This window comes from Aliivibrio fischeri (genome assembly GCF_009727955.1).
Lineage (GTDB): Bacteria > Pseudomonadota > Gammaproteobacteria > Enterobacterales > Vibrionaceae > Aliivibrio > Aliivibrio fischeri_A.
In genome coordinates, this window is the sequence record NZ_WOBR01000003.1 from 169,818 (window position 1) to 193,815 (window position 23,998).

The 23,998-nt window shown below is 37.9% G+C and carries 25 protein-coding genes; 8 read left to right on the plus strand and 17 right to left on the minus strand.

Translation table 11 applies throughout. From position 1 onward, the window contains the following. Window positions 1–52: 52 nt before the first annotated feature. The 4 genes from GNP81_RS02580 to GNP81_RS02595 form a co-directional block, all read right to left on the minus strand. Entirely contained in the window at window positions 53–502 is a 450-nt protein-coding gene (locus tag GNP81_RS02580) for a PTS sugar transporter subunit IIA (RefSeq protein WP_196587387.1), read from the minus strand. Further along, a complete protein-coding gene (locus GNP81_RS02585; protein ID WP_011263029.1) occupies window positions 499–1,755 on the minus strand; it encodes a PTS ascorbate transporter subunit IIC in 1,257 nt (418 codons plus the stop codon). The genes GNP81_RS02580 and GNP81_RS02585 overlap by 4 nt, the downstream gene beginning before the upstream one ends. Before the next feature lie 15 nt (window positions 1,756–1,770). Beyond that, window positions 1,771–2,040 (minus strand): PTS sugar transporter subunit IIB, encoded by a 270-nt coding sequence (locus tag GNP81_RS02590; RefSeq protein WP_011263028.1) that lies wholly within the window; start codon window positions 2,038–2,040, stop codon window positions 1,771–1,773. 291 nt (window positions 2,041–2,331) lie between these two features. Next, entirely contained in the window at window positions 2,332–2,802 is a 471-nt protein-coding gene (locus GNP81_RS02595; protein WP_196582732.1) for a hypothetical protein, read from the minus strand. A gap of 201 nt (window positions 2,803–3,003) precedes the next feature. On the opposite strand from GNP81_RS02595, the gene GNP81_RS02600 reads away from it, so the two are divergent. Further along, entirely contained in the window at window positions 3,004–3,711 is a 708-nt protein-coding gene (locus tag GNP81_RS02600; RefSeq protein ID WP_155674121.1) for a DNA-3-methyladenine glycosylase I, read from the plus strand. Between the two features lie 9 nt (window positions 3,712–3,720). On the opposite strand, the gene GNP81_RS02605 is transcribed toward GNP81_RS02600, so the two are convergent. The 3 genes from GNP81_RS02605 to GNP81_RS02615 all read right to left on the minus strand — a co-directional run bounded on the left by GNP81_RS02605 (window position 3,721) and on the right by GNP81_RS02615 (window position 7,551). Beyond that, complete coding sequence (locus GNP81_RS02605; RefSeq protein WP_063646209.1) at window positions 3,721–4,071, minus strand: rhodanese-like domain-containing protein; 351 nt, start codon at window positions 4,069–4,071, stop codon at window positions 3,721–3,723. A 184-nt stretch (window positions 4,072–4,255) separates the two neighbouring features. After that, a complete protein-coding gene (gene dtpA, locus GNP81_RS02610; protein ID WP_155663786.1) occupies window positions 4,256–5,740 on the minus strand; it encodes a dipeptide/tripeptide permease DtpA in 1,485 nt (494 codons plus the stop codon). Between the two features lie 344 nt (window positions 5,741–6,084). Continuing rightward, window positions 6,085–7,551, minus strand: a complete 1,467-nt coding sequence (locus GNP81_RS02615) for a peptide MFS transporter (protein WP_155658275.1) — start codon at window positions 7,549–7,551, stop codon at window positions 6,085–6,087. Between the two features lie 331 nt (window positions 7,552–7,882). Between GNP81_RS02615 and GNP81_RS02620 the strand changes: the two genes are divergently transcribed. The 4 genes from GNP81_RS02620 (at window position 7,883) to GNP81_RS02635 (ending at window position 11,644) form a co-directional block, all read left to right on the plus strand. After that, window positions 7,883–8,995 (plus strand): NADH:flavin oxidoreductase, encoded by a 1,113-nt coding sequence (locus GNP81_RS02620; RefSeq protein WP_155674122.1) that lies wholly within the window; start codon window positions 7,883–7,885, stop codon window positions 8,993–8,995. A 189-nt stretch (window positions 8,996–9,184) separates the two neighbouring features. Next, window positions 9,185–9,565 (plus strand): lactoylglutathione lyase, encoded by a 381-nt coding sequence (gloA, locus tag GNP81_RS02625; RefSeq protein ID WP_005421912.1) that lies wholly within the window; start codon window positions 9,185–9,187, stop codon window positions 9,563–9,565. 12 nt (window positions 9,566–9,577) lie between these two features. Further along, the gene (locus GNP81_RS02630; protein ID WP_155674123.1) at window positions 9,578–10,681 is read left to right on the plus strand and encodes an alkene reductase; all 1,104 of its coding nucleotides are present in this window, start codon (window positions 9,578–9,580) and stop codon (window positions 10,679–10,681) included. A gap of 111 nt (window positions 10,682–10,792) precedes the next feature. Beyond that, window positions 10,793–11,644, plus strand: a complete 852-nt coding sequence (locus GNP81_RS02635; protein ID WP_196587395.1) for a DMT family transporter — start codon at window positions 10,793–10,795, stop codon at window positions 11,642–11,644. A gap of 3 nt (window positions 11,645–11,647) precedes the next feature. Here the strand turns inward: GNP81_RS02635 and GNP81_RS02640 are convergent, their stop codons facing one another. The 3 genes from GNP81_RS02640 to GNP81_RS02650 form a co-directional block, all read right to left on the minus strand. Further along, window positions 11,648–12,577 carry a Gfo/Idh/MocA family protein gene (locus GNP81_RS02640; RefSeq protein WP_155665460.1) on the minus strand — a complete coding sequence of 310 codons (930 nt, stop codon included), beginning with the start codon at window positions 12,575–12,577 and terminating at the stop codon, window positions 11,648–11,650. A gap of 196 nt (window positions 12,578–12,773) precedes the next feature. Beyond that, complete coding sequence (locus GNP81_RS02645; protein WP_155674125.1) at window positions 12,774–13,310, minus strand: GNAT family N-acetyltransferase; 537 nt, start codon at window positions 13,308–13,310, stop codon at window positions 12,774–12,776. 75 nt (window positions 13,311–13,385) lie between these two features. After that, window positions 13,386–14,555, minus strand: coding sequence for a MerR family transcriptional regulator (locus GNP81_RS02650; RefSeq protein WP_155674126.1), 1,170 nt, complete (start codon window positions 14,553–14,555; stop codon window positions 13,386–13,388). A 218-nt stretch (window positions 14,556–14,773) separates the two neighbouring features. Here GNP81_RS02650 and GNP81_RS02655 point away from each other — a divergent pair, with 218 nt between their 5' ends. Continuing rightward, the gene (locus GNP81_RS02655) at window positions 14,774–15,433 is read left to right on the plus strand and encodes a nitroreductase family protein (protein WP_005421904.1); all 660 of its coding nucleotides are present in this window, start codon (window positions 14,774–14,776) and stop codon (window positions 15,431–15,433) included. Window positions 15,434–15,508: 75 nt separating this feature from the next. Here the strand turns inward: GNP81_RS02655 and GNP81_RS19435 are convergent, their stop codons facing one another. The 4 genes from GNP81_RS19435 to GNP81_RS02675 all read right to left on the minus strand — a co-directional run bounded on the left by GNP81_RS19435 (window position 15,509) and on the right by GNP81_RS02675 (window position 19,060). Next, window positions 15,509–15,631, minus strand: a complete 123-nt coding sequence (locus tag GNP81_RS19435; protein WP_005421903.1) for a hypothetical protein — start codon at window positions 15,629–15,631, stop codon at window positions 15,509–15,511. A gap of 450 nt (window positions 15,632–16,081) precedes the next feature. After that, complete coding sequence (locus tag GNP81_RS02665; RefSeq protein ID WP_005421902.1) at window positions 16,082–17,182, minus strand: ABC transporter permease; 1,101 nt, start codon at window positions 17,180–17,182, stop codon at window positions 16,082–16,084. Beyond that, a complete protein-coding gene (locus GNP81_RS02670) occupies window positions 17,179–18,105 on the minus strand; it encodes an ABC transporter ATP-binding protein (RefSeq protein WP_011263012.1) in 927 nt (308 codons plus the stop codon). The genes GNP81_RS02665 and GNP81_RS02670 overlap by 4 nt, the downstream gene beginning before the upstream one ends. 4 nt (window positions 18,106–18,109) lie before the next feature. Beyond that, complete coding sequence (locus GNP81_RS02675; protein ID WP_155674127.1) at window positions 18,110–19,060, minus strand: HlyD family secretion protein; 951 nt, start codon at window positions 19,058–19,060, stop codon at window positions 18,110–18,112. Window positions 19,061–19,251: 191 nt separating this feature from the next. On the opposite strand from GNP81_RS02675, the gene GNP81_RS02680 reads away from it, so the two are divergent. Beyond that, window positions 19,252–19,737 (plus strand): hypothetical protein, encoded by a 486-nt coding sequence (locus tag GNP81_RS02680; RefSeq protein WP_012535577.1) that lies wholly within the window; start codon window positions 19,252–19,254, stop codon window positions 19,735–19,737. Here the strand turns inward: GNP81_RS02680 and GNP81_RS02685 are convergent. Together GNP81_RS02685 and GNP81_RS02690 are read right to left on the minus strand one after the other, a co-directional pair. Further along, a complete protein-coding gene (locus GNP81_RS02685) occupies window positions 19,729–20,157 on the minus strand; it encodes a hypothetical protein (protein WP_146866155.1) in 429 nt (142 codons plus the stop codon). The genes GNP81_RS02680 and GNP81_RS02685 overlap by 9 nt on opposite strands. A gap of 34 nt (window positions 20,158–20,191) precedes the next feature. Further along, window positions 20,192–20,476 (minus strand): hypothetical protein, encoded by a 285-nt coding sequence (locus tag GNP81_RS02690; RefSeq protein ID WP_065621266.1) that lies wholly within the window; start codon window positions 20,474–20,476, stop codon window positions 20,192–20,194. Between the two features lie 392 nt (window positions 20,477–20,868). On the opposite strand from GNP81_RS02690, the gene GNP81_RS02695 reads away from it, so the two are divergent. After that, window positions 20,869–21,576: a LuxR C-terminal-related transcriptional regulator gene (locus GNP81_RS02695; protein WP_236798250.1), complete on the plus strand. Its 708-nt coding sequence runs from the start codon at window positions 20,869–20,871 to the stop codon at window positions 21,574–21,576. Window positions 21,577–21,904: 328 nt separating this feature from the next. On the opposite strand, the gene GNP81_RS02700 is transcribed toward GNP81_RS02695, so the two are convergent. After that, the gene (locus tag GNP81_RS02700) at window positions 21,905–23,788 is read right to left on the minus strand and encodes a methyl-accepting chemotaxis protein (RefSeq protein WP_155674128.1); all 1,884 of its coding nucleotides are present in this window, start codon (window positions 23,786–23,788) and stop codon (window positions 21,905–21,907) included. Window positions 23,789–23,998 lie beyond the last annotated feature (210 nt).

Here is a 23,998-nt window from a genome sequence, read left to right on the forward strand (position 1 = left end):
ATAAAAACCTCGCTGCAAGAGCGAGGTTTGGTTTGAATTACTAGGGGGGATTCTAGTATTTTTTTAGGATATCTTTAATGTCTGATTCAGTTTCAGCTTGAATGATTGCATCTACATCTTCTTCATTTTGGAATAACTCTGAAAGCGCCATAATGGTATGAATGTGACTATCAGAATCCATCGCAGCAAGAGTAACAGAGAAGTACACATCACCATTATCTTCTGACTCTAAATCAACACCATTTTTAAACACTGTAATTTGCAGTGCAGCTTCGTTTACGCCATCTTCTGGCCTTGCGTGTGGCATTGCGATTTTAGGAGCCAGTACATAATAAGCACCAATTTCTTTATGCTTTTGTTTAATGGCTTCTAGATAACTTGCTTCTACTTTTCCATTTTTGATCAGTAGTGAACAGGTTAAATCTAATGCTGCATCCAGTGTTAGCTCTTTTTCTGTCGTAATAACAATGCCTTCGTTACCAATTAAATCTAATAAACTCATGACACAATCCATCCAAGAACAAGACCAACAACACCAAAGTCAAAATCAGCAAATGTTGTTGCTTCTAGACCTAAGCCACCAAGTACTGGAAGCAGTAGCATTGGTAAGAATGAGATACATAGACCTTGAGTAAATGCGCCTAGTACCGCACCACGTAAACCACCCGTTGCATTACCGTATACGCCTGCTGCACCACCTACGAAGAAGTGAGGAACAACACCCGCAACAATAATTGTCCAACCAAATGCACCTTGAATACCCATTGCAACTAGACCTGCTGTGAATGAGCTTAAGAAACCGATTAATACTGCGTTAGGTGCCACTGGGAATACCATTGGACAATCTAGCGCTGGTTTTGCACCTGGTACTAATGTATCTGAAATACCTTTAAATGCAGGAACGATTTCAGCAATCAGCATTTTTACACCTTGCAGTACGATGTATACACCACCAGCAAACGTTAATGACTGCATGAAAGTAAATACAACCCAGTTTTGGCCGCCAGATACACTTTCTACAAACTCACCACCTGCAAATACAGAAGCAAGTAAGAAGAACAGAAGCATGGTAGTTGCTACGGCTACTGGAGTATCACGTAGGAACATTAAGCTTTTTGGTACATTAATGTCTTCTGTTGATTTTGATGTGTCACCAAATTTGCTACCAATGTAACCTGAAATCACATAAGACAAGGTTGAGAAGTGACCCATCGCCAGCTGATCGGTACCCATTACTTTTTCAGTATATTTTTGGGCAATAGCAGGCATGATAACCATTAATGAACCAACAATAACTGACCCCAGCGCCACTAATGTTGTGCCTGTAATATCTGCTGTCGATAGAATTACCGCGACAAGCATAGACATAAACATGGTGTGGTGACCCGTTAAAAAGATATATTTTAAAGGTGTGAAACGAGCTAATAATATATTTACGATGAACGCAAAGAACATAATTAATGCCATTTCATAACCAAACGCTTCTTGTGCTAATGCCACAATCGCTTCGTTATTTGGAATAACACCACTTACACCAAAAGCTTCTGTAAATACCGCTGAGAAATTATTTAATGCACCAACTAATGCGCCTGCACCAAAACCAAGAATTAAGAATCCCATTACGGTTTTAATTGTGCCTTTTAGAATGGTTGATATATCTGATTTTTGGGCAACAAGGCCAATAAATGCAATTAAACCAACCATAATTGCTGGCTCTTTTAATAAGCCGAGCATGAACTCAAAGAAATTTGCCATAATAGTGACCTTAGCTTAGATGAATGTTTTTAACTGCGCTTCGATTGATGCTTTATCAAAAATATTGGCAAGACTTACGATGTTTTGTTTACCCGCTTCTTCAAGCTGAGTCGCTACATCTGTTGCTGCAACCCAAATATCGGCATTGCTAGATGCTGCTGATGACAAATCTTCATGATCAATTTCAGCTTCTAAACCAATTTTCTTTGCCACTTCTTTTACTGCCATTTCCATCATTAAAGAAGTGCCTAAACCGTTTCCACATACAACTAAGATCTTTTTCATTTTATATACTCTACTGTAGGGTTTCAGGAACTAAATAATAAGCTCCCGAGTTATTATGTAATGAATCTTAAAGAGTAAAACGGAGATTTAAATAGATCTAAATCACAAAGTCAAAATGAGATTGTGACGCAGATCTACTTAATAAGGTCTTATTGATAGGGATATTTCTTATTTTATTTTTTAGGGTTTTATTATATTTGAAGAGTGTGATCTAGATTGGAATTTATATTTTAATTAAGCTCGTAATTATTTAGCGCGTATTTTCTCGTTATTTTATTTCGAATAAATCTATTATTTACCGTAATCAGTAAGCATTTTTTTCAGTAAATTATTCACATCCTTGGTTTTTTTGTTTCTCTTAGTTAATGCACTTAACGAGGTTGGCAATTCAGGCTCTTCTTTGGTAGTTGTTGGCTCTTCTGCTTTGGTTTTCATTTTTTGAACCGCAGGCAATAGCATGCGTACTTCTTCACCACTTTCTGTAGTAAGTAATACGATATTTTCAGATTCAACTTGAACAATGGTTAAGATGCCGTGTTTTACAGACTCAACCTTCTCCCCCACCATGATCGATTCTGGTGGCACTGAACGGTCTGCCAATTGGCCACTTCTTAATTTGGCTGCACTAATTGCACGAATGTTGCCCGTATTCTCAAAAGCAACAATCACGGTGTGAGTATTGTAGTATTCAATAACAGTGACATAACCGTGTTTTTTTGTTTTAAATCGCGCCCCATTTTGCATATCCAATGGCGCATCCATCTTTTTTGCTAGCATTACTTCTTCCTACTTCACTCTACTAAACACTTTATGTAATACAGATTTTTGCACCATTTAAATGTTCAGTTACTAGTAAGTATATATATTTCACTAATATACATCTATCATTACGCCTCTTTCTTGTGCAGTTCTTACCATTATTGTTACTATCTTAGTCTCATTTCTCTATCGTCGGTTTTTATCATGAGCATTGAAAAGTTTGAATCTATTTATGAGCGAGCAGCACTCCGCAAAGGTGGAACTGCGCAGCTTGAGTTGTTATTAAACAAACCATTACCTCGTAGTGAATTAGCAAAAATTCCTGATGATCGTTGGTTAGCGGCATTTACAGAGAAGGTTTTTCAATGTGGTATTTCTTGGAATGTAGTGAGAAAGAAATGGCCTAATTTTGAAGAGGTCTTTTTCCAATTTCGCATTCAACCATTATTAATGCAGCCTGACGAAGTATGGGAAGAAAAAGCACAAGACCCACGCATTATTCGTCATTTAACCAAAGTAAAAACCATTCCTGCAAATGCGATGATGATCTATTCTGCCGGATTACAACACGACTCTTTTGGTAACATGGTAGCGAACTGGCCAAGTGAAGACATCACCGGATTATGGGCTTACTTAAAGAAACACGGTCAACGTTTAGGTGGCAATACTGGTGCTTATGCATTACGCCAAATGGGAGTTGATACCTTTATCTTATCTTCTGATGTGGAGTCTTACTTACGTAATTACGACATTATTGATGGTGGTCGAGATACAAAACGTGTGCATCTCGCAGCAAACCAAGCGTTTAATCAATGGAAAGAGGAATCAGGCCGCAGCTTATCTGAGATCAGCCAAGTGATCGCTTATAGCTGCGGTGATAATCGAGTGCTTATTTCAGCCTCCGAGCAGTAAAACATATCACTATGGTGTTGGTTTAGTCGATTGCATTTCAACTAGACCACCACCGTTATATACCTCTTTGAATCCCACTTGCTTTAAGTAACTCATGGCTTTTCCTGAACGAGCACCACTTCGGCAATACACTACTATCGGTGTGTCTTTATCTATTTTAGCAAACGCTTTATCTACCGTATTTAACGGGTAGTTCGTTGCGCCATCTAAATGCCCTTGGTCAAATTCCCCAGGAGTTCGCACATCAATTAATAATGCGCCCTGCTCTACTTGCTCCCATGCTTGTTCACTTCGCTCTGAGCTCCAGCTATTAAAAGAGAACATAGCCAATAGCGCACATAAACCTGCTTTTATTTTCATGTGTTTATCCTTCACAATTCGATTTATGCTAATCCTAATTCAGAGTGGGATACCTCACCTATTCTATTGTTCAAATTTATAAGCAGAGATCAAAAAAACCAGCCTATTTCTTCTATGATAAGAAGAAATAACACTGGTTTTTTATTATTTCAGCCTAATCACATTAAGCTGATGCAAATCTTAATTATGCGTTTGCTGCTTCTGTTTGACCTTCAGATTCACCACGAATAATACGAGTTAACTTAGGTGCAATTAATAGCGTAATCACAGCAACACCTGCAGTTGCATAACCAATCTTACCAAATACATCACTGTAGATAGCTAGCGTTTGGTTTGCGTCAGTTAAACCTGCTGGTGCAGTTGTTAATGCAGCAACCCAACCTGCGATAACCGCAGCCGTTGCTGATGTTAAGAACCACATACCCATTGCAAAGCCCATCATACGTTGTGGTACCAGTTGAGCTACCATCGCAAGACCTAGACCAGACACTAAAAGCTCACCTAAAGATTGGAAAGCGTAACAGATAACCAACCAGTTAGAGCTCATGATCCCATCTTCATTTGCAAAGTTAGCGCCGAACTTTAGAACTAAGAAAGACAATGCACACAGCACCATACCGAAAGCGAACTTGTAAGGCATCGCAAAACGCTCACCTAAGTTTGTGTAAGCCATCGCTAGGATTGGGCTCGCAATCATGATCCAGAATGGGTTTAGTGCTTGGAATTGCTCAGGAGCAACAGAAATACCCAGGATGTTGTGTTCGATATTATGAATCGCAAAGAAGTTTAATGACGTTGGCATTTGGAAATACAGCACAAAGAACACAACGCCTTGCAGCATTAATACGAACGCTACCAGCATTTTTGCACGCTCTAAACCAGAGATTTTAAATGCTTCTCTCATGTAAAGCGCAACAATCGCAATACCAACCACAACTAAAATAGCGTGAGCGTAAAATAGGTTTTGCAGTAATACTGAGCATAAGAAGCTAAGAGCAACCGTTGCTGCAACGACACCTAAGTAATGCGTTTTATTTACTGCGATAAGATCCGGTTCTGAACCAACACCTTTCACCATACGAGAGCACATAATGAAATTAAGAACAGTGATGATCAGACCAACCGCACTCACACTAAATGCCATGCCATAGCCAAACTGGTTTGCAATCCAAGGCGTTAACAGCATAGAGAAGAATGAACCAAGGTTAATCGCCATGTAATACATTGTGAATGCACCATCTAAACGGTTATCGTCTTTATCATAAACTTTAGCGAGTAGACTTGATGGGTTCGCTTTAAATAGACCATTACCCATAGTAATAAAGCCCATTGCGACATAAATTAGACCAGAACCACCAATATTACCCGCCGATGCCGACACACCTAATAGTGCGTAACCAATGGTCAATATCAAGGCACCTAAAGTAATGGTTCGTTTGGTACCAATGACTTTATCACCAACCCAGCCACCGATAGCAACAGAGCCAAAGATAAGCGCTGAGAAAGCACCGAAAAGTACAAATGATTCAGACTCTGACATTCCTAGAATTTTAACCAGATAAACCGCTAAAATTGCTTGCATGCCATAGAAGCCAAAACGCTCCCAAAACTCTATAGAAAAGATCAGATAAAACTGCTTAGGCTGCTTGAATACATTCAAGTTAGACATAAATTAATCCCTGTGTATGTGTTGTGATTGCTTCTTTTTTTATGCATTTTTACGCATTACACAACCAACTTACGTTTTTAACATTTACTTATCACTAGCCATAAATGAAATCTAAATTATCATTTTTAAAAAATAGAGATAACCGTTTAATGATCAATAATTTACACAAAGTTACCAACAGAAACATTTTGCAACATTTTATACTGACATTGCCATGACAATTAATTTGGAACACAGCAATTCGGCATTTATTGATTCTTAGAAGTTAAGGGAAATTTGAATGATTAAGAGGAAAGAGATAAGGAACAGCAAGCCATAGCAGCTTGCTGTTATTTATAATGGAATTAAATAGTTGCTTGTTTACGGTGTTTAAAGTCCACCAATAAACCTAAAACAAACACGCCAATTGTTACAAAAAGGATACTTTGGAATACATGGTGATATTGCGTTGCCGATACAATTAAATCCAGTGTTCCTGCATTTTCACCCGTCCCCGTTGATGTGAATTGAGCAATATCTGCAGCAAGATAATTTGCTACCGAGCCACCAGCAAGCATATAAATGCCAGCTAACGTACCTGTTGCACCGTGTGGATTTAAACGTGTAATCGCAGCTAATGCCACAGGATCAATAAACAGTTCTGCTACTCCAATGCACAATAAACCAATTAATAACCACACAAAGGTAGTTTGACCACTTGCCATTGCTAATTTTGATGACAAAGTAATTAAACTAAAGCCAGCAGTAAGCAATAAAAGACCGATATTCAGTTTAGTTAGCGTTCTCACTGAGATGCTTTTTGAATCTAACATTTTCCATAGCCACGCCACCGCAGCACCACCTGCAATCACAGCAATTGGGTTAATGGATTGAAAAAAAGCCGTTGGGATAATAAAACCACCAATATTGGTATCTATATTACGTTCAATGAATAGACTAATTGAGCTACCACCTTGTTGATCAAACGCCCAAAATACCGTACCAAACAACATAAAATACATGATGGAATTTAGCTTTTGACGATCTTCTTCATCACTCTTACGGTATAAGTTGATGATGTGAACCAAAGACATTAAGCAAATCACTAATAGAATGTAACCTGCCCATAAGTTTTTAAGCACAAATACTAAACCAACAGCAGCGACAACCAATGAAGCAAGTAGCAATGACCAATGTGGAATGCCTGCACTTTTTTTCTGAAGTGCTGGTAAATTTGGTTTACTTACATGAGAAAAGTTTTTACGCCCTGTCATGAAAATACATAGACCAAGTAACATCCCAATCCCTGCAAGTGAGAAACCCACGTGCCATCCCCATTTCATTGCAGCGAAGCCACATAGAATTGGAGAAATCATCGAGCCAATATTGCCACCAATATAAGAGATTGAGAAACCCGCCTCACGGCCATGTTCTTGCTCTTTCGTTTGATACAGTTCACCCAACAAACAGCTTGAATTGGTTTTAAAAAATCCGTAACCACAAATAATCAAAGACAAGGCAATATATAAGGTGGTGTGATCGCTGCTTGGAAAGCTCAGCACAAAGTGCCCACCCACCATCAACAAGCTACCTAAAATTACCGACCAGTAATTACCTAAATACTTATCCGCTAAATAGCCACCAATAATAGGAGTTACATACACAAGCGATGTATACGCACCATACAAAGCGTAGGCATGTTGATCTGACATTAATAGCTTTTCAGTTAAGAAAAGAATTAATAAAGAGCGCATACCGTAGTAACTAAAGAATTCCCACATTTGGATTGCAATAATATGGAATATCCCTTTAGGTTGTTTGATTGTATTCATCTATTGTCCCACAACTGCTAGAGAGAATAAGAGCACCCCATTTTCATTGGTACTTATTCATTAATATTGGGTAAACATACACAGCATCGATAAAAACACCAAGAAGTTTGCGGCGAAACTCGTGCAACATAAGTTTTCAAAAATAGTGTTCTATAAATAACCAAAAAAAATCATATAAAAACAGCTATATAGGAAAGAAGTAAGAATAATTATCCCTATTTTGTTTGTTGTTTAATCGGATATGACATGAACTTAATACAGATTAAGTTTTTTGCTTTATATTGACGCTAAAATCGCCCCATAAAATAAAACCAGTAATAGAGGAACACACTTGAGCACTTTGTTTACCGAAACCCGCATTGGCAACATGACACTTAAAAACCGCTTCATGAGAAGTGCAACGTGGGAAAATATGGCAACAGAAGACGGCCATATGACAGACAAGTTATACGATATCTACGAAGAGCTCGCTAAAGGTGAAGTTGGCTTAATTGTTACTGGCTATGCAAACATTGTTGAAGAAGAAAAACCCAACGCTGGCATGATGGGTATGTATAACGATTCTTTCATTGAAGAGTACAAAAAGCTGACTGAACTTGTACACCTAAATGATTCAAAAATTGTTATGCAGCTTGCTTATGGTGGCACTAAAACGACTTATAATGTTGGCGAACGTGTTATTTTTGCTCCAAGTGATGTGTGTGAACGTGGTACACAAACACAAGGCAAAGCGATGACAAAAGACGAAATCGACTACATTGTTAATGCGTTTGCCAAAGCAAGCCTAAGAGCAAAAGAATCTGGTTTTGATGGTGTTGAAATCCATGCGGCTCACACCTATTTAATCAACCAGTTTTTAAGCCCTTACTATAACCGTCGTGAAGATGAATATGGCGGTAGCTTAGATAATCGTATGCGTTTCTTACTAGAGATCTACGCTGAGATCAGAAAACAAGTGGGTGACGATTACCCTATACTAGTAAAATTAACGGCTTCTGAGTTCTTTGAAGGTGGTTTAACGTTCGATGAGACTCGAATCATCTGTAAAAAACTGGAAGAGATCGGTGTTGATGGGATCATCATTTCAGGCAACATTCACGGTAATGCAAGCACACTTGTTGGTGAATCTTTTGATGGCTATACACTTCAAGAAGAAGGTTATTTCCATGAATATGGTAATGTGATCAGCCAAGATGTTAACGTTCCTGTGATCACCGTTGGTGGTTTAAACGACATTAATGCCATTGAAAAGATTGCTGAAGAAACGAATATCCAATACTTCGCTTTATCGCGTCCTTTACTTGCAGAGCCTCAGCTAATTAAACGTTGGAAAGAAGGCAATAGAGCCGAAGTCGATTGTGAGCGTTGTTCTAAGTGCCGAACCAAACGTGGCAACTTCTGTGTGGTTTATAAAAAAAGAAAACCAAAGAAAGAATGCGCTTAATCCATACGTTATAAATTAAAAAATGCCGCAGATAACACTGCGGCATTTTTGTATCTATCATTAAAACCGCCCGATCTTAATAACAAAAAATTATTAAATTAATAAAAAATCATAATTTCATAAATTTAGTCATCTTGCGTATCGTTAGCTCATACAAACGACAACAATCAGCACTGGCAAGGTGAAATCATGCAATTTCTACATACGATGATCAGAGTGACAGACTTAAAACAATCTATTGAATTTTATACCAAAGTTTTAGGGATGAAAGTGCTCGATCACAGCGAAAACAGTGAATATCGCTACACACTCGTTTTCATTGGTTATGAAGAAGGCGGAACAAGTATCGAGTTGACGTATAACTGGGATACCGATAATTACGACATGGGTAATGCGTTTGGTCATTTAGCCTTAGGTGTCCAAGATATTTATGCGGCTTGCGATAACATCAAAGCACTAGGCGGTAACGTGACTCGTGAAGCAGGGCCAGTAAAAGGCGGTACAACGCATATTGCGTTTATTACAGACCCTGATGGTTATCAAATTGAGCTTATTCAATTAAGCAAATAAGAGGATTTATTGATGAAAAATGCACTATTTCAACCAATGCAACTTGGTAATCTGACACTAAAAAACCGTATCGTTATGCCTCCTATGACTCGCTCTCGTGCAAGCCAACCGGGTAATATTGCGAACGATATGATGGCCGAATACTATGCTCAACGTGCAAGTGCGGGTCTTATTATCGCAGAGGGAACTCAAATTTCAGAAATGGGCCAAGGCTACGCATGGACTCCGGGAATTTATTCTCAAGAACAAATCATTGGTTGGAAAAAAGTGACTGATGCCGTTCACACTAAAGGCGGTACTATTTTCGCTCAGCTTTGGCATGTAGGCCGTGTCACTCACCCTGAAAACATTGGTGGTCAACAACCTATTTCTTCTTCTGCACTTAAAGCAGAGAACGTAAAAGTATTCATCGATAACGGTACTGATGCTCCAGGTTTTGTTGATGTTGTTGAGCCTCGTGAAATGACTCAGCAAGATATTAACGATGTTATCGCAGAATATCGCCAAGCGGCATTAAACGCGATTGAAGCGGGCTTTGATGGTATTGAGCTTCACGCTGCCAATGGTTATTTAATTAACCAATTCATTGACTCTGAAGCAAACAACCGTACCGATGAATACGGTGGTACTATCGAAAATCGTCTGCGTTTTCTAGGCGAAGTTGTCGAAGCAGTAAATGAAGCTATTGGTCACGACCGTGTTGGTGTTCGCCTTGCTCCATTTACTTCTCTAAATGGCACAGTCGATAAAACACCAGTAGAAACCTACACGGCAGCAGCAGCATTATTAAACAAACTCAACGTGGTTTACATGCACATTGCAGAAGTGGACTGGGATAATGCTCCTGAGACGCCAGCAGAATTTAAAACAGCAATTCGTGAGGCTTATCAAGGCACGATTATTTATGCTGGTCGTTATAATACAGGTAAAGCGGCGCAAGCACTGACAGACAACCTTGCAGATCTAGTTGGATTTGGTCGCCCATTTATTGCGAATCCTGATTTGCCTAATCGTATTAAAAACGATTATCCATTAGCAGAGCACGATCCAAACACGCTATTTGGTGGTACACAACAAGGACTTGTAGATTACCCTGAGTACCAAGAAGCGCATTAAATTTAAAACAAGTGAACCAACTGCACATAACCCTGCTCTTTTGAGTGGGGTTATTTTTTATAAATGATGATAACACTGGTATTATCGTCATTTTTATCAAGAGATAACATCATGCGCGGAATGATCTATTTAATTATTGCTACCATTCTGGCTGCCATTGGCTGGGGAGCATCAAAAATGGTCGTGATGACCATACCCGGTGATATTTTTATTGGAACTCGATTTCTGCTAGCTAGTTTTGTGCTTGCACCCTTTTGTTTTAAACAATTTCGCACATTAACTGGCAAACAAATTTTAGCCTTAAGTGGGGTTGGGTTGGTTTTATCTTTTGCTCTGCAAGTTTGGGTGTATGCCGTATCCATCACCACATCACTTGCTGAAGGCGCATTCATCATGAGTTTAGCGATGATCATTGCACCTATCATTTCATGGATATTATTTCGCAATAAACCCAATAGAGCCTTTTGGATTGCCCTACCAATATCAGTACTTGGAATGATTTTGCTGACGTTAGGAAATGGTTGGAAGTTGGAAGCCAGTCAACTTGGCTTTATGCTATCTGCATTATTACTTTCCATGCATTTTGTGCTTAATAAACGCATTATTGGCTCAGTAACACCATTGCTATCGATTTGTGTTCAGCTATTTATTGTCGGTATTAGTGGATGCTTATATGCCTCTTTTAATTCTCATCCTCCATTTGAAATCACTCAACACGCCATCTTTTGGTTTTTGATTTCTACCATTGTTGCCACAGCAATTCGATACCTTGCACAAACACTCGGGCAATTCTCAGTTAACATTGAAACCGCTTCACTCATCATGATATTAGAGCCGGTTTGGACGCTTGTATTGAGTATTAGCGTACTTCATGAAGTTGTCGCACCTCAAAAACTCATTGGAGGTGCGGTCATATTTTTATCTTTATTTGTTTATATTAAACTATCAAGAAGGCTGAAATAATTGTTATTTCAATTGGTTGTGTATTTTCTGATACACAGCCTCCGCCAATTGGTGACTGGCAAGGTTACGATCCGCTGTTGCGGTTGATAACTTGCCTTTTTCCACCACTCGAATCCAATCTTTAATCATAGTTTCAAACCCTTTACTTGTTAGCATTGGCGTCCAATCTTTCAATACTAACTTTTGCTCTGTGCTGTCTTTCCATTGTCGGCCTTCAACAAATGACGGAAACTCAAAAGATTGATTTTCATAACCAACAGAAACTCGCTCTGTGGTCACACCAAAATGACGATCCATCGAGGCATGCAGTATTGTCTCTCCAACTTGCCATTGAACGTCTAATCTTGCTAACTGTGTTCCCTGCATTTGATGAATAACATGAACATCATCAATGGTGGACTGAGCGTTTAAATTTACGCTATCCAATGGGTGTATAAAATCATCAAAGATAAAGGTTCGTAAATCACCCGGTAAAGCATGACGATGTTTTTCCCAACGTAATGAACGCAATTTACCTACCGTTCCGTTCGCCAGCTCTGGTACAAATTGGTTATACAATGGAATATGTCGGCGATTAAACCCAACATAAAGTGGCGTGTTATATTGCTCTGCAATCGTATACAACAACTCCGCTTCTTGTGCAGAATCCGCAAGTGGTTTATCAACAAAGGTTGGGATACCGTTTTTCAAGAAAAAAGAAGCAATATCAAAATGAACTTGAGTTGCAGCATGGATCATTACAGCATCCACACCCATTTTTAGAAGCTGATGATAATCTTGGCAAGTCCCTTCTATACGATATTTAGACGATAATTGTATGAGCGTGTCAGGGTTTCGTGTACAAAAAAGCGGTTGAATGCCCGGAAGTTGAGTAATGACGGGCAAATACGCTTTTTGCGCAATGTCACCTAAGCCGATTATTCCTATTTTCATTATTATCCTTTTAAAGGCGAGTATGCCTTAGTGTTATTATAATAATGAGAATGCCAAATCAAATACGTCCTGTCTAAACATTCGTACTGGAAAGGTGAATAGAATGGGTAAATATACGCAAAAAGGGATAACCGTACTTACTACAAAGTACAATTATCCCTTTTTATCGATATACTAAAGAAACAATGAGTAACGGTTACCAGAGTCGCAAATTATTAAGAGCAGCAACGCATTTTGAGCGCCCCGGAATATAAGTTAATACTTCATCATTTAAAGATTGAGCTAACCAGCTATACAAATAACTCAATGGAATTGGAGACTTAAATTGTTCTTCGCTTATGACCTCAAAACCAACTCTTTCATAAAACTTTGGCTCACCATAAGTAAATACCAACTCAACACCTTCTTGTTTCAAAACTTCAAGACCATGATTAATAAGCATCTGACCAACACCTTTATTTTGATATTCAGTATCGATCACAACAGGGCAAAGTAAAAATGCCGTTGTATCTATTTCAAATGTTAAGCGTGTAAAAAAGATACTTCCAACAATTTTGCCGTTATCTTTCGCAACAAAAATAAACATATCATCAGAGTCTGTTGTTGCAAAAAGATCTTTGATTAATGCACCAATCAATGTACCTTCATCAACCCCTTCTGATTTTGAAAAAGTACGAGTAACCAGATCCGTAATTTCTTGAGTTTGTTCAACATGATATTGAGAGTAATCCATTCCACAACCTTATATGTTTTATCGTTTTTCAAAGCATAATCTGTAAAATGACAAATAGGTCAGTAGTTTTTGTTCTTAACGAGACCTTAGTATAAAAATCTCATAATCGAACTCATTTGCTCTCTGTTTAAAAGCGGTTATTTCATTCTCAAAATCAATTAATACTGGAGAATCTATTAATTTATCTTTTAATGTATCTAATCGCTCGATTAAGGGATGGTAATACGCTTCCCATGCGGCATCACTAAGAGAAAAGTGTTCAATAACCTCATAACCTGCTTGTTGTGCATGCTTAATTCGCTCTGAAACTGACACCATATCTGGGTACTCTTTTTTCCAAAAAGACAAGGCACTCTCGCTTGGTTTATCCGTACTCCAAACTAAATCGCTTACCACAAGAACACCATCTTCACTTAATAATGGTTTCCATGCTTTTAACGCATTTTGAACTCCCATAATGTAGGCACTGCCTTCTGACCAAATAAGATCAAAACTCTTTGCCTCAAACGGCATTTTAGCCATATCTGCACACACCGTTGTGATCTTATCTTCTAAACCATTTTGTTGCATTTTTTTCATTAAATGCTTGAGTGCAAACTCTTCGTTATCAACTGCGGTAATCATCGCATCGGAATGTCGAGCAAAAAGTTCAGTCGCAATACCTTGTCCACAACCAATTTCAAGTAGTGTCATTGGTTTATTAGGTACTTTCTGTAATGCTTTTAATGTGTCACTTTCAGAACCTGGCCCCCATCTTTCTAACTCTTTAAAAATCAAATCAAAATCTTGCATGTAGCGTTCATGTTCGTTCATATCTTTAGATAACCATTTCAGTCTCATTGCTTGCTTTTCATCAAAGCCTTGTTTCATTAACCATTCAATATGCGCTTCTGGTGCTAGTTGGTCTAATGACTCGTGCCAGTCTGTTAAACTGCTTTCTCCTAATAAAGCGGCAAGCAACTGGCGTGAATTTTGTTTTTGCTCTATCTCTTGATCCAATTGTTCTAAACGCTCAACTAAAACCTCACGGTTCACTTTAGCATCAAGACAAGCTTGGCACTCTTTAAGCGTTAATCCACCTGCTTGAAGGTTTTGTAATAACACCAATCGTTGCGCATCTTTCTCACTGTATTGACGGTAACCATTGTTTAAACGTTCGCCTTTTATCAAACCCAATTTTTCGTAATAGAGTAAGGTCGTTCTTGATAACCCCACTAACTCTGCAAGTTGTGATATACGGTACATGGTTGGCTCCTGTTAAATAAGACTTACCGTTCAATTGATACCCATCATAAACTGTAAAGCTATAGACAGGTCAACAATTATGGAACTTTTATTCCATAGTGATTGGATCTTTCATCTCTTTTTCTCGTCTTTGATTTTCTTTATCTTACTCACATCAACGACGAGTAAAGAAAATATAAACTCGCGCTTTTGTTCACCAGATTTAGGAAATAGCTCATATGACTCACCCAATTATTGCTGATTTAAATTCTCGTTATACTGCTAAAAAATACGACGCAACAAAGCGCATTTCAGCAGAAGATATGGACGTAATTAAAGAAGCGATTCGTCTATCTGCATCTTCAATTAACTCTCAGCCTTGGAAATTCATTGTTCTTGAAAGTGAAGAAGCAAAAGAACGTTTTCATGGTACATTTGCGAACATGTTTGAATTTAATCAACCACACGCAAAAGAAGCATCGCACACGATTTTATTTGCACACAACCCAAACTATACAAAAGACCAATACCGTAAAGTAGTGGATGCAGAAGTTGCTTCTGGCCACTTACCTGCTGAGCGTTACAACGATATGCTAGATGGCGCTTTTGGCTTTGTTGAATTAAATACTAACGAAGCAGGTTTTAATGGTAACTGGACAAAAGCACAAAGCTATATTGCTCTAGGTAACACACTGCATACTCTTGCTCGTATGGGCATTGCATCAACATCAATGGAAGGTGTTGACTCTGCATTGATTGGTGAAGAGTTTAAAGATGAGTTAGATGGTTATGTATGTGATTTTGCCCTTGCTTTGGGTTATCACAAAGATGGCGAAGATTATAACCACGGCCTACCAAAAGCACGTTTACCAATGGAAGATGTGATTACAACACTTTAATTTTTCCTAATGTAAATAAAAAAAGAGCACATAACCAATGTGCTCTTTTTTATTTTTAAGATAAGTCATCGTGTCTTACTCTTTTTTACTGAATTCAACGATAACAGCAACCGTCAACGCACAAATTACAATCGTGATGGCATAACTTATCCATATAATTAACTCTGTAAGTGGGCTTAACCCTTCCAATAAAAACATGACTCCTCCTTGAGCATACTTTCTCTTTTGGATTCTCATTTTATACACAGAGACAATATTCATAATGTGACAGCCCGCAAAATTTACGACGCTTATCTCTTAAAAATGTAATTAAAATAAACGTATTGCTATTAACTAATCTCATAGTTACATCAAAGTGTTGCTTATGTCGAATTGAGACTCACAAGCTCATATTTTGATTTGATAAGATAAGTTTTCTTCCCATACTAGATCTTGATAATAAAAAAAGATAAGGGAAACTTATGGATAAAATAGTCTGCCCATGCTGCCAACAACATCAAGAATGGTTCTATAGCGAAACCCGCCATATTTGGGTTTGTATCTGCGGAAATGTGATTTTTATCGCTTAAGGTACACAAGCTTTAGATTGGAATAAAAACGCCCTGAATTGGTGCTCAAACAATCAGGGCATTCTCTCTATTTAACCAATCAATCCAATGATTTCTTAAACCGTTTAGACGCGACAAACAGTCCTATTAATGTAAACACAATCATCCAAATCGTGTCACGCCATAAGTCCATTAAATCAGCCCCTCTTAATACGATACCTCTAATCAACCGCATAAAGTGGGTTGCGGGTAATACCTCTGCTATCCATTGAGCTATGACAGGCATACCTTCGTACGGAAACATAAAACCAGATAACAGTATAGATGGAAGGAGTATAAAGATCGTCATTTGCATCGCTTGCAACTGTGTTTTTGCGATTGTTGAAATTACCAAACCAAGCGTCAAACTTGCTGATATAAATAGCAATGTTCCAAATAATATTTGTGATAACGAACCATTAATAGGCACATCAAAAATAGCGTAGCCTAAACCAAGAATGATCAAAACTTGAATTAAGCCGACAAAGATATAAGGGATAATTTTTGCGACCATGAGTTCAAATGAGCGGATCGGAGTGGTGATCAATAACTCTAAATTGCCTCTTTCACGCTCTCTAACAATTGCAGAGCTAGTAAAAAGTACCATGGTCATGGTTAATATAACGCCCAATAAACCAGGAACAATATTGACCGCAGAACGTCGGCTAGGGTTATAAAACAAAGTAACTTCAAATGTTTTGGCTTTGGCTGTATTTCTTACATCAAAATCCAAATCAACCAATGGCATGGTCTGTAATGACAAAATAGCAGCACTTATCATGGTATCTGAGCCATCAACTATCCATTGGCCAAGTTCTCTTTTTTGCATGACTCGTTGAGTAATGTCTTTTGGTAAGACTAAGGCGGCACGAACCACACCTTGTTGAATGGCCTTTTCAGCTTCTTCAACCGTAGGGTAATACTGCTTTATACTAACCACTTGAGTTACTTTAACTGACTCCGTAATTAAGCGTCCTAATGTACTCTCACTTTGATCAACAACAGCGACCGGAATATCCCTAATATCCGTGTTAATGGCATAGCCAAACAACAACAATTGAATTAATGGGATCATAATAACCATTCCGAACGTCAACTTATCTCTAGATAGCTGGCGTATTTCTTTCATCATGATGGCTTTCATGCGATTCATTGATTTCATTGACGTCCCTTCCCTGTTACGGTAACGAAAACATCTTCTAAGCTAGGACGAGCGATATTCATTTCCGCGTCTTTTAATTCACTAAAATTCGTTCTTAACCATAAAATAGGGTCATCAATATGTTGGTGAATAAGCACTCGTAAACGGATCCCTAGTTGAGCGGCAGAACGTACCTCATCACAAGCGATTAATTTTGCTTTTAACGCTCGTAAGTTATTCGCTTTTACCTCGACAATATTAACCCCCATGTTTGCCATGAGTTCTTCAGGCTCACCATCAGCCCGAATAATACCTGACTCCATAATCGCTAAACGATGACAACGTTCAGCCTCATCCATGTAGTGAGTCGTCACGAGAATGGTGGTGCCTTTATCTGAAAGATCGAATAATTGCTCCCAAAACTCTCGTCGATTTTCAGGGTCAACCGCTGATGTAGGCTCATCTAAAAACAAAAGTTCTGGATTATGCATAGTGGCAGCGGCCAATGATAATCTCTGCTTTTGGCCACCACTCATTCCTGATACTCGTTGTTTGCGTAGCTGATCAAGGCCATATGTCGCTAATTGTTCAGAAACTCGTGCATTTAATAATTGCTTTTCCATACCAAAGATTTGGCCAATAAATTCTAGGTTCTCTTCAACACTTAAATCATCGTATAACGAGAACTTTTGAGTCATGTAACCAATCTTTAAGCGTAACGCTTCCGACTCTTTTGGTATGCATAAACCCAGTACATCAACGGTTCCTGATGTTGGACTTAATAAGCCTGTTAGGGTTCGAATAGTTGTTGATTTACCACACCCATTCGGCCCTAAAAAACCATAAATGCTGCCTTTAGGTACGGATAAGTTAATCCCATCAATCGCGGTAAAATCACCGAATTTTTTTACGACCTCTTTTGCTTGAATTGCCAATTCAGTCATATGCTTAATCCTTACTCAATTGAACTTGAGCAGGTACACCTGAAGGTAATAAAGCGGCTGATTCGGGTAAGTCAACCTCAGCTAAATAAACAAGATGTGAACGATCTTCTTCTGTTAATGCGTAATAAGGCGTAAATGATGGATCCGTTGCAACCCATCGTACCGTTCCCTCAAAAGGAGTATCAATACCATCAACTTTAACGGAGAATTTTTCCCCTGGTACAAAACCTACACGATACGATGCTGGAACATAAACACGAGCATAAGGAACTCTATTGGCTTGAATAACAGCGACAAAGCCATTAACAGGAACACGCTCACCTAGGTTATATGGCAGGTTATCTAAAATGCCATCACGAGTAGCTACAATGGTTAATTCATCAAGTTTCTGTTGTTGCAAAATGGCTTCAGCTTTCATTGCATCAAGCTCAGCTCTTGCTTGCTCAATATCCTCAGGCCTTGCTCCAGCGGTCAGTTTTGAAAACTCTTCATTTGCTGAATTTAATGCCGCTCTGGCTGAATCTCTTGATGCTAACGCGGCATCCTTATTTGATTGACTGGCAAGATTTTTCTTTACTAACTCAACCATTCTGCGATACGTTTTTTCAGCATCGATCAGTTGAGCTTTAGCTTGATCAACCCTTGCTTGCGCAGAGGCAATATCCTCTGGGCGCTCTCCATTCGTTAAACGTAATAAATACGCTTGCGCTTTAGCCGTATTCGCAATGGCATGAGCAAGAATGGCCTCTTGATTTTTGGTATCTAACTGCACCAAAACATCACCAACTTTGACTTCACTTCCCTCTTTAACTGGTAATGCTCGAATAATTTCATTTGAGGTAGCAGAAAAAGTCACTCTATCTCGCTCTAATGTACCTAATGCTTCATCACCTTTATCTGGCGAGCACGCTTGCAGTGTCACAATACATGCTAATCCTAATAGTATTTTACGCATTTTCATCCCTTAAGTGATTACCTAGTCTTTATCATATTACTCCTAATAAAATACGATTAAATCCCTTAATACTAATATTGCGATAATAAACAAAAAGGGGAAAGTTATGGCAAATTCAATAAAAGAAGTAAGCAAAACAAATAACTGCCTACTACTATTAATAATATGTTTGCTCAAATTTTAGGATAAATATGAAATGGATTTCTGTATTTGCATTCCTACTTATTGCTCTTTATCACCCCGTTCAGGCGACGTCAGTCGAAGTGGCTTTCCTTGGTTACAGTAACCATTATGTTGATAGAGACTATGACTATAACGAACGACATAAGCTGATAGGTTTTAGCATCAATAACGGTTTTAGTGTTGCGAATTTCACTAATTCGTATAATCGAAAATCAACGCTTGTTGGCTGGAAATTTCAAACAGATGACGCTGTAATGCTTAGCAAGTTATCATTTGATGCGGGAGTGGTTTTAGGTGTGGTAACTGGCTATAAACAGGATGAAATCATCACTTATATAAACGAAGATATTAGCCTTTATCTTATACCTGAGCTTATTATTTCTTACCCTATTACCGACACAATCTCTCTATCATTAGTGAATGGGATTGTGCCGGATTCAAAAGGGATAATACTCATGCACCATCTTGAGCTCTCTTTTGATGATTTATTTTAACTTTTTAGCCTGCACAAAAGCACTAAGCAACTCATCAAAATAATTACGATTCAGACTTTTGCCTATCGTCCCTTTATTGCCATTATTTCGCTCTAATTCTAACGTACACCCTTTCCGCGAAATATATCCTATAATACTGAAAATAATGAATACAATTGAAGTCACTACCTCTGTTATATAGGTATAAGGTGCTTCTTCACTGAGCGCCCCTAATATCGGTAACACTAAAAACCAACCAATGGTATAAAACATAACGACACTAAAAATACCAAGACCCAATCCATATTTAATACGTTGAGCTTTGCTCCATTCAATAATGTTAAGGCTCATAACATTATCAATATTGTCTTTATATCCTTTGTAAGTAAAAGAGGTATTCGTTACCTTATATCCATTAGAATCAAAAAACACCTTATCCATAATCCTCATCCTTTTGTTTTTATTAAAATAAAACTTATGCGCTTTTCTTAAATAATTTTTTATAAATAGATTGAATAAAAATAGCAAAGCCATAACTGACATCAGCTTTTCCATATTCATCTACCGCATAAACAAAATTAGATTGGAATTTTTCAACGGCTTCTTCTGACGTTTCTGCATAGATAACATCATCTTCAACTTCAAAGCCTTGTGCGAGTATGACGGACTTCTCTTTTAAAAAAGACTCCGATGCCATATCTAGGAAGGTATATTTTTTACGATCACTATTGGGGATGCAAAAAAATTGGTACTTAGCCATATTGGTTTCCTCTGTTAAATAAAACGTCTCAAAATAGGGTTTAAATTGGTTTCGATACTTTATTTACAGAAATGAAACTTAAGTAACTTATAAATTACATGAATTAATCTAAAGATATTCGCTATGATTAACAATAAGTATAAGCCAAAAGGATGATCGCCATCACGCACTGTAATGATTGCATGCAATAGGTTCACAAAATAAATACAAAGGTAAGACACATGCAAAAATACTATAAATACTGAAAATCCCTTTTAACGAACAACACACTTCCTTGCTAGTATCTATTGATAGAAATATTATTTAATTAAGAATTACCTATCTGTATGCATACTGTTTTTGAATCATTGCTAATAACTCAATCTAATCGGTTACTTAAATGTGAGCCTTCCTTGTTCGAAATTACGTGGAGAGAATGCGCCGTTGAGGCTTTAGAACTTTTTAAAATTGATAGATTATCCCTTTTTCCAAACTCTCTTATTCTATTCAATGAAGGAAAGCTCATTAATGCCCAGAGACAAGGGGTTGCTGAAGTCCAAAGAGCAAAGTATTCAAGTAAAAAACCAACAGAATATTTAAAACTGCTTTCTTCTTCTAAACAAACCATCACTTTTTCTGCATATGAGTTGAAAAATAGTAACTTAGAGGTTTTACGCTCTCTTTACCAAGATGGCGCTAGATGGCATTGCATCATCCCACTATCAATGCACGGTAAAGTATGGGGAGCAGCAACGCTAGGTCGATTGGATCAAGCTGAAAAAGAAATCGATGATATACAAATAAATCGTTTAAAAATGCTATGTGAAATGTGGTTATGCTATTGGCAGCACTCCGTACTTACCCGCAACTTACAAAGTGAAGAACAACGCCATATTAATGAAGGTGAGCAACTGCTATTACTCAGTAAGAAGCAGACGATTATTCTTAACTTACTTGCGACAGGTCATTCAGCAAAAGAATGTGCTGAGAAGCTAAACCTTAGCCCTAGAACCATTGAATCACATAAATATAGAATGCTGACAACGCTTCAATTAGAGAATCACTCTGAGCTAATACAGTTTGCGCTACGTAATGATTTAGGGAAAAAATATAATCCTTAAATGCGGTAGTTTTACGGTATTAATTTCAACCAATTTCAATAAAATCTATCTCACATATAACGTGTACCTACAACGATAGAGATAACAATGAAATTAATCATGAAGTTCTACAGCATAGTTACGAAAAAAGAGCAATTAAAGCGACAACACTTAAAAGCAAAACTGCATTTTGCTATGGCTCAAAACTATGGAATAGAAGGTTAATCAACAGTTATTAGGTTCTTTATCCCCCCAAAAGAATCTGCAACTTGTTTTGCTCTCTAATAAAAAAGCCTCTTAAATTTAGCTGCCACTAAATGAAAGAGGCTATTTTTTTAGGGGGATTTTATTAATACTTAAACAAGTTCACTTGATTGTTCAAACGAGTCGCGATTTCACGTAACTCTTCAGATAATTGTTGTGAATTGTTTGCTTCTGTCGACATTTGATCAGATACATCGCTCGCCGATTGAATGTTTTGGTTTACTTCATCGGTTACGGTTCTTTGCTCTGCTGCTGCGTTAGAAATTTGCATCGCCATGTCTGATATTTGTTGAATAGAGTAAGAGATTTCTTCTAACGCTGTGGTCGCATTACTCGCATCATCAACACTTGATTGAGCAAATTTCTTACTCTCATCCATACTTTGAACTGCTGAATGAGTATTTCGTTGTAAGGTTTCAATCATATGGCGGATTTCATCTGTTGAGCTATGAGTACGTTGCGATAACACTCGGACTTCATCTGCCACGACCGCAAAACCTCGACCTTGCTCTCCAGCTCTCGCCGCTTCAATCGCAGCATTCAGTGCCAACAAATTAGTTTGTTCTGCAATTTCTCTGATCGTTGAAAGAATGGTATTTATTTGCTGAGCGTTGCTCTCTAACTCTTGAATAATGTTTGATGCATTATCAACTTGATTAGCTAGGTTCACGATAGACTCTTGGTTGCGAATAATAACCTGCTTTCCTTGCTCACAGCTTTCTGTAGAGCTCACTGCTGATTCAGCCGTTAATTGTGCATTATTAGCAACTTCTTGAGCGGTAGCTGACATTTCATGAACCGCTGCGGCAATTTGTGTAATTTCATTTACCTGAATCGCTAAGCCTTCGCTGGTTTTACCTGCCATTTGAGTACTTAATCTTGATTGAGAATTTAACTCTAACGAAGAAGAAGCAATGTCTTTAATGATTAAATGTAATTTATCAATAAAAGCATTCACATGATCGGCTAATTGACCAATTTCATCTTTTGAATCAACCGTGATGCGTTGTGTTAAATCCCCTTCCCCTTTAGATAAATCTTCCATTGCTTTACTTAACAACGTAAGTGGAGATAGAGCTTGTTTTATCAAGTATGCTGCTAATGCCGCGATAATAATAAGCTGCAACATCACCATAAAAAGAGAATCACTAATCACACTTCTTACAGAAGCAAATGCATACTCCTTATCGATAATAGTGACAAAATACCAACCAGAAATTGCTTCTTTTGCCACAGTGATAAATACGTCTTTACCATTAATTACCGCTTCAGATAAAGAACCGCTTTTTGATAGTGCTTCAATGCCAGCAACAGACAGTTTATCACTTAATGTTGAAACGGATTTTTGCAGCATGTTGTGATCTTGATGCGCAACAAAATGCCCATCTTTATCCACCAAATAAGCAGATACACCATCTTGGTTAACAGCGAGTACATCGGCAACAATAGATTGGATTCCAATATCAGCACCAATAACGCCTGCGTAGTTATCGGTATTAAATGAATCAGCAATGGTCACAACAAGATTACCAGTCCCCGCATCCATATATGGGCTTGTAACAATAGGATCGGATGAATTTTGTGCAGCTAAATACCAATCTCTAGCTCTTGGATCATAATCATCAGGAATGGGCAAATCACGGCTTTGATAAAATTCACCCGTTGATAAACCTGCATAAGCGATATCAAATTGACCTGCTTTTTCTGCTTGAGCAAAGTAACTAATTGGTTTATCCGAATAAGAAAACGACTTTTCTGTCGCTAATAAGATCTGTACCTTTCCATCAATCCACTTCTCAATACCCGCAATACTGGATTGCGTAATGGCTAATGAGAATTGCTCAACAGACCGATGTGTTTCTTTCATCAATTGCTTACCTGTCATATAAGTTTGAATTGATGCCATAACCAAAATAACCACCACAAACATGAGGGTTAACTTATTTTTTATTGAGATATTTTTGTACATGATCGTGCCTAACTACTATAAATTCCATTTAAACTCAAAATAACAGCGCTTTGCTGCTTCATTTTGGACTACACCAAATAAAATCCTGAATGTCTTATACAACTGACAGATAACGAATGCATTCACTAGAATTATATATAATGATTTACATCAATAAGATTAAATTCAAAATTGAACCAAGAACACATTCAAGCGATTTATACTTCCAAA

What these genes read in the sequence shown, in the direction of transcription:
- GNP81_RS02580 (WP_196587387.1), bottom strand. Translation starts at nt 502, where the DNA reads ATGAGTTTATTAGATTTAATTGGTAACGAAGGCATTGTTATTACGACA.
- GNP81_RS02585 (WP_011263029.1), bottom strand. Translation starts at nt 1,755, where the DNA reads ATGGCAAATTTCTTTGAGTTCATGCTCGGCTTATTAAAAGAGCCAGCA.
- GNP81_RS02590 (WP_011263028.1), bottom strand. Translation starts at nt 2,040, where the DNA reads ATGAAAAAGATCTTAGTTGTATGTGGAAACGGTTTAGGCACTTCTTTA.
- GNP81_RS02595 (WP_196582732.1), bottom strand. Translation starts at nt 2,802, where the DNA reads ATGGATGCGCCATTGGATATGCAAAATGGGGCGCGATTTAAAACAAAA.
- GNP81_RS02600 (WP_155674121.1), top strand. Translation starts at nt 3,004, where the DNA reads ATGAGCATTGAAAAGTTTGAATCTATTTATGAGCGAGCAGCACTCCGC.
- GNP81_RS02605 (WP_063646209.1), bottom strand. Translation starts at nt 4,071, where the DNA reads ATGAAAATAAAAGCAGGTTTATGTGCGCTATTGGCTATGTTCTCTTTT.
- dtpA (WP_155663786.1), bottom strand. Translation starts at nt 5,740, where the DNA reads ATGTCTAACTTGAATGTATTCAAGCAGCCTAAGCAGTTTTATCTGATC.
- GNP81_RS02615 (WP_155658275.1), bottom strand. Translation starts at nt 7,551, where the DNA reads ATGAATACAATCAAACAACCTAAAGGGATATTCCATATTATTGCAATC.
- gloA (WP_005421912.1), top strand. Translation starts at nt 9,185, where the DNA reads ATGCAATTTCTACATACGATGATCAGAGTGACAGACTTAAAACAATCT.
- GNP81_RS02630 (WP_155674123.1), top strand. Translation starts at nt 9,578, where the DNA reads ATGAAAAATGCACTATTTCAACCAATGCAACTTGGTAATCTGACACTA.
- GNP81_RS02635 (WP_196587395.1), top strand. Translation starts at nt 10,793, where the DNA reads ATGCGCGGAATGATCTATTTAATTATTGCTACCATTCTGGCTGCCATT.
- GNP81_RS02640 (WP_155665460.1), bottom strand. Translation starts at nt 12,577, where the DNA reads ATGAAAATAGGAATAATCGGCTTAGGTGACATTGCGCAAAAAGCGTAT.
- GNP81_RS02645 (WP_155674125.1), bottom strand. Translation starts at nt 13,310, where the DNA reads ATGGATTACTCTCAATATCATGTTGAACAAACTCAAGAAATTACGGAT.
- GNP81_RS02650 (WP_155674126.1), bottom strand. Translation starts at nt 14,555, where the DNA reads ATGTACCGTATATCACAACTTGCAGAGTTAGTGGGGTTATCAAGAACG.
- GNP81_RS02655 (WP_005421904.1), top strand. Translation starts at nt 14,774, where the DNA reads ATGACTCACCCAATTATTGCTGATTTAAATTCTCGTTATACTGCTAAA.
- GNP81_RS19435 (WP_005421903.1), bottom strand. Translation starts at nt 15,631, where the DNA reads ATGTTTTTATTGGAAGGGTTAAGCCCACTTACAGAGTTAATTATATGG.
- GNP81_RS02665 (WP_005421902.1), bottom strand. Translation starts at nt 17,182, where the DNA reads ATGAAATCAATGAATCGCATGAAAGCCATCATGATGAAAGAAATACGC.
- GNP81_RS02670 (WP_011263012.1), bottom strand. Translation starts at nt 18,105, where the DNA reads ATGACTGAATTGGCAATTCAAGCAAAAGAGGTCGTAAAAAAATTCGGT.
- GNP81_RS02675 (WP_155674127.1), bottom strand. Translation starts at nt 19,060, where the DNA reads ATGCGTAAAATACTATTAGGATTAGCATGTATTGTGACACTGCAAGCG.
- GNP81_RS02680 (WP_012535577.1), top strand. Translation starts at nt 19,252, where the DNA reads ATGAAATGGATTTCTGTATTTGCATTCCTACTTATTGCTCTTTATCAC.
- GNP81_RS02685 (WP_146866155.1), bottom strand. Translation starts at nt 20,157, where the DNA reads ATGGATAAGGTGTTTTTTGATTCTAATGGATATAAGGTAACGAATACC.
- GNP81_RS02690 (WP_065621266.1), bottom strand. Translation starts at nt 20,476, where the DNA reads ATGGCTAAGTACCAATTTTTTTGCATCCCCAATAGTGATCGTAAAAAA.
- GNP81_RS02700 (WP_155674128.1), bottom strand. Translation starts at nt 23,788, where the DNA reads ATGTACAAAAATATCTCAATAAAAAATAAGTTAACCCTCATGTTTGTG.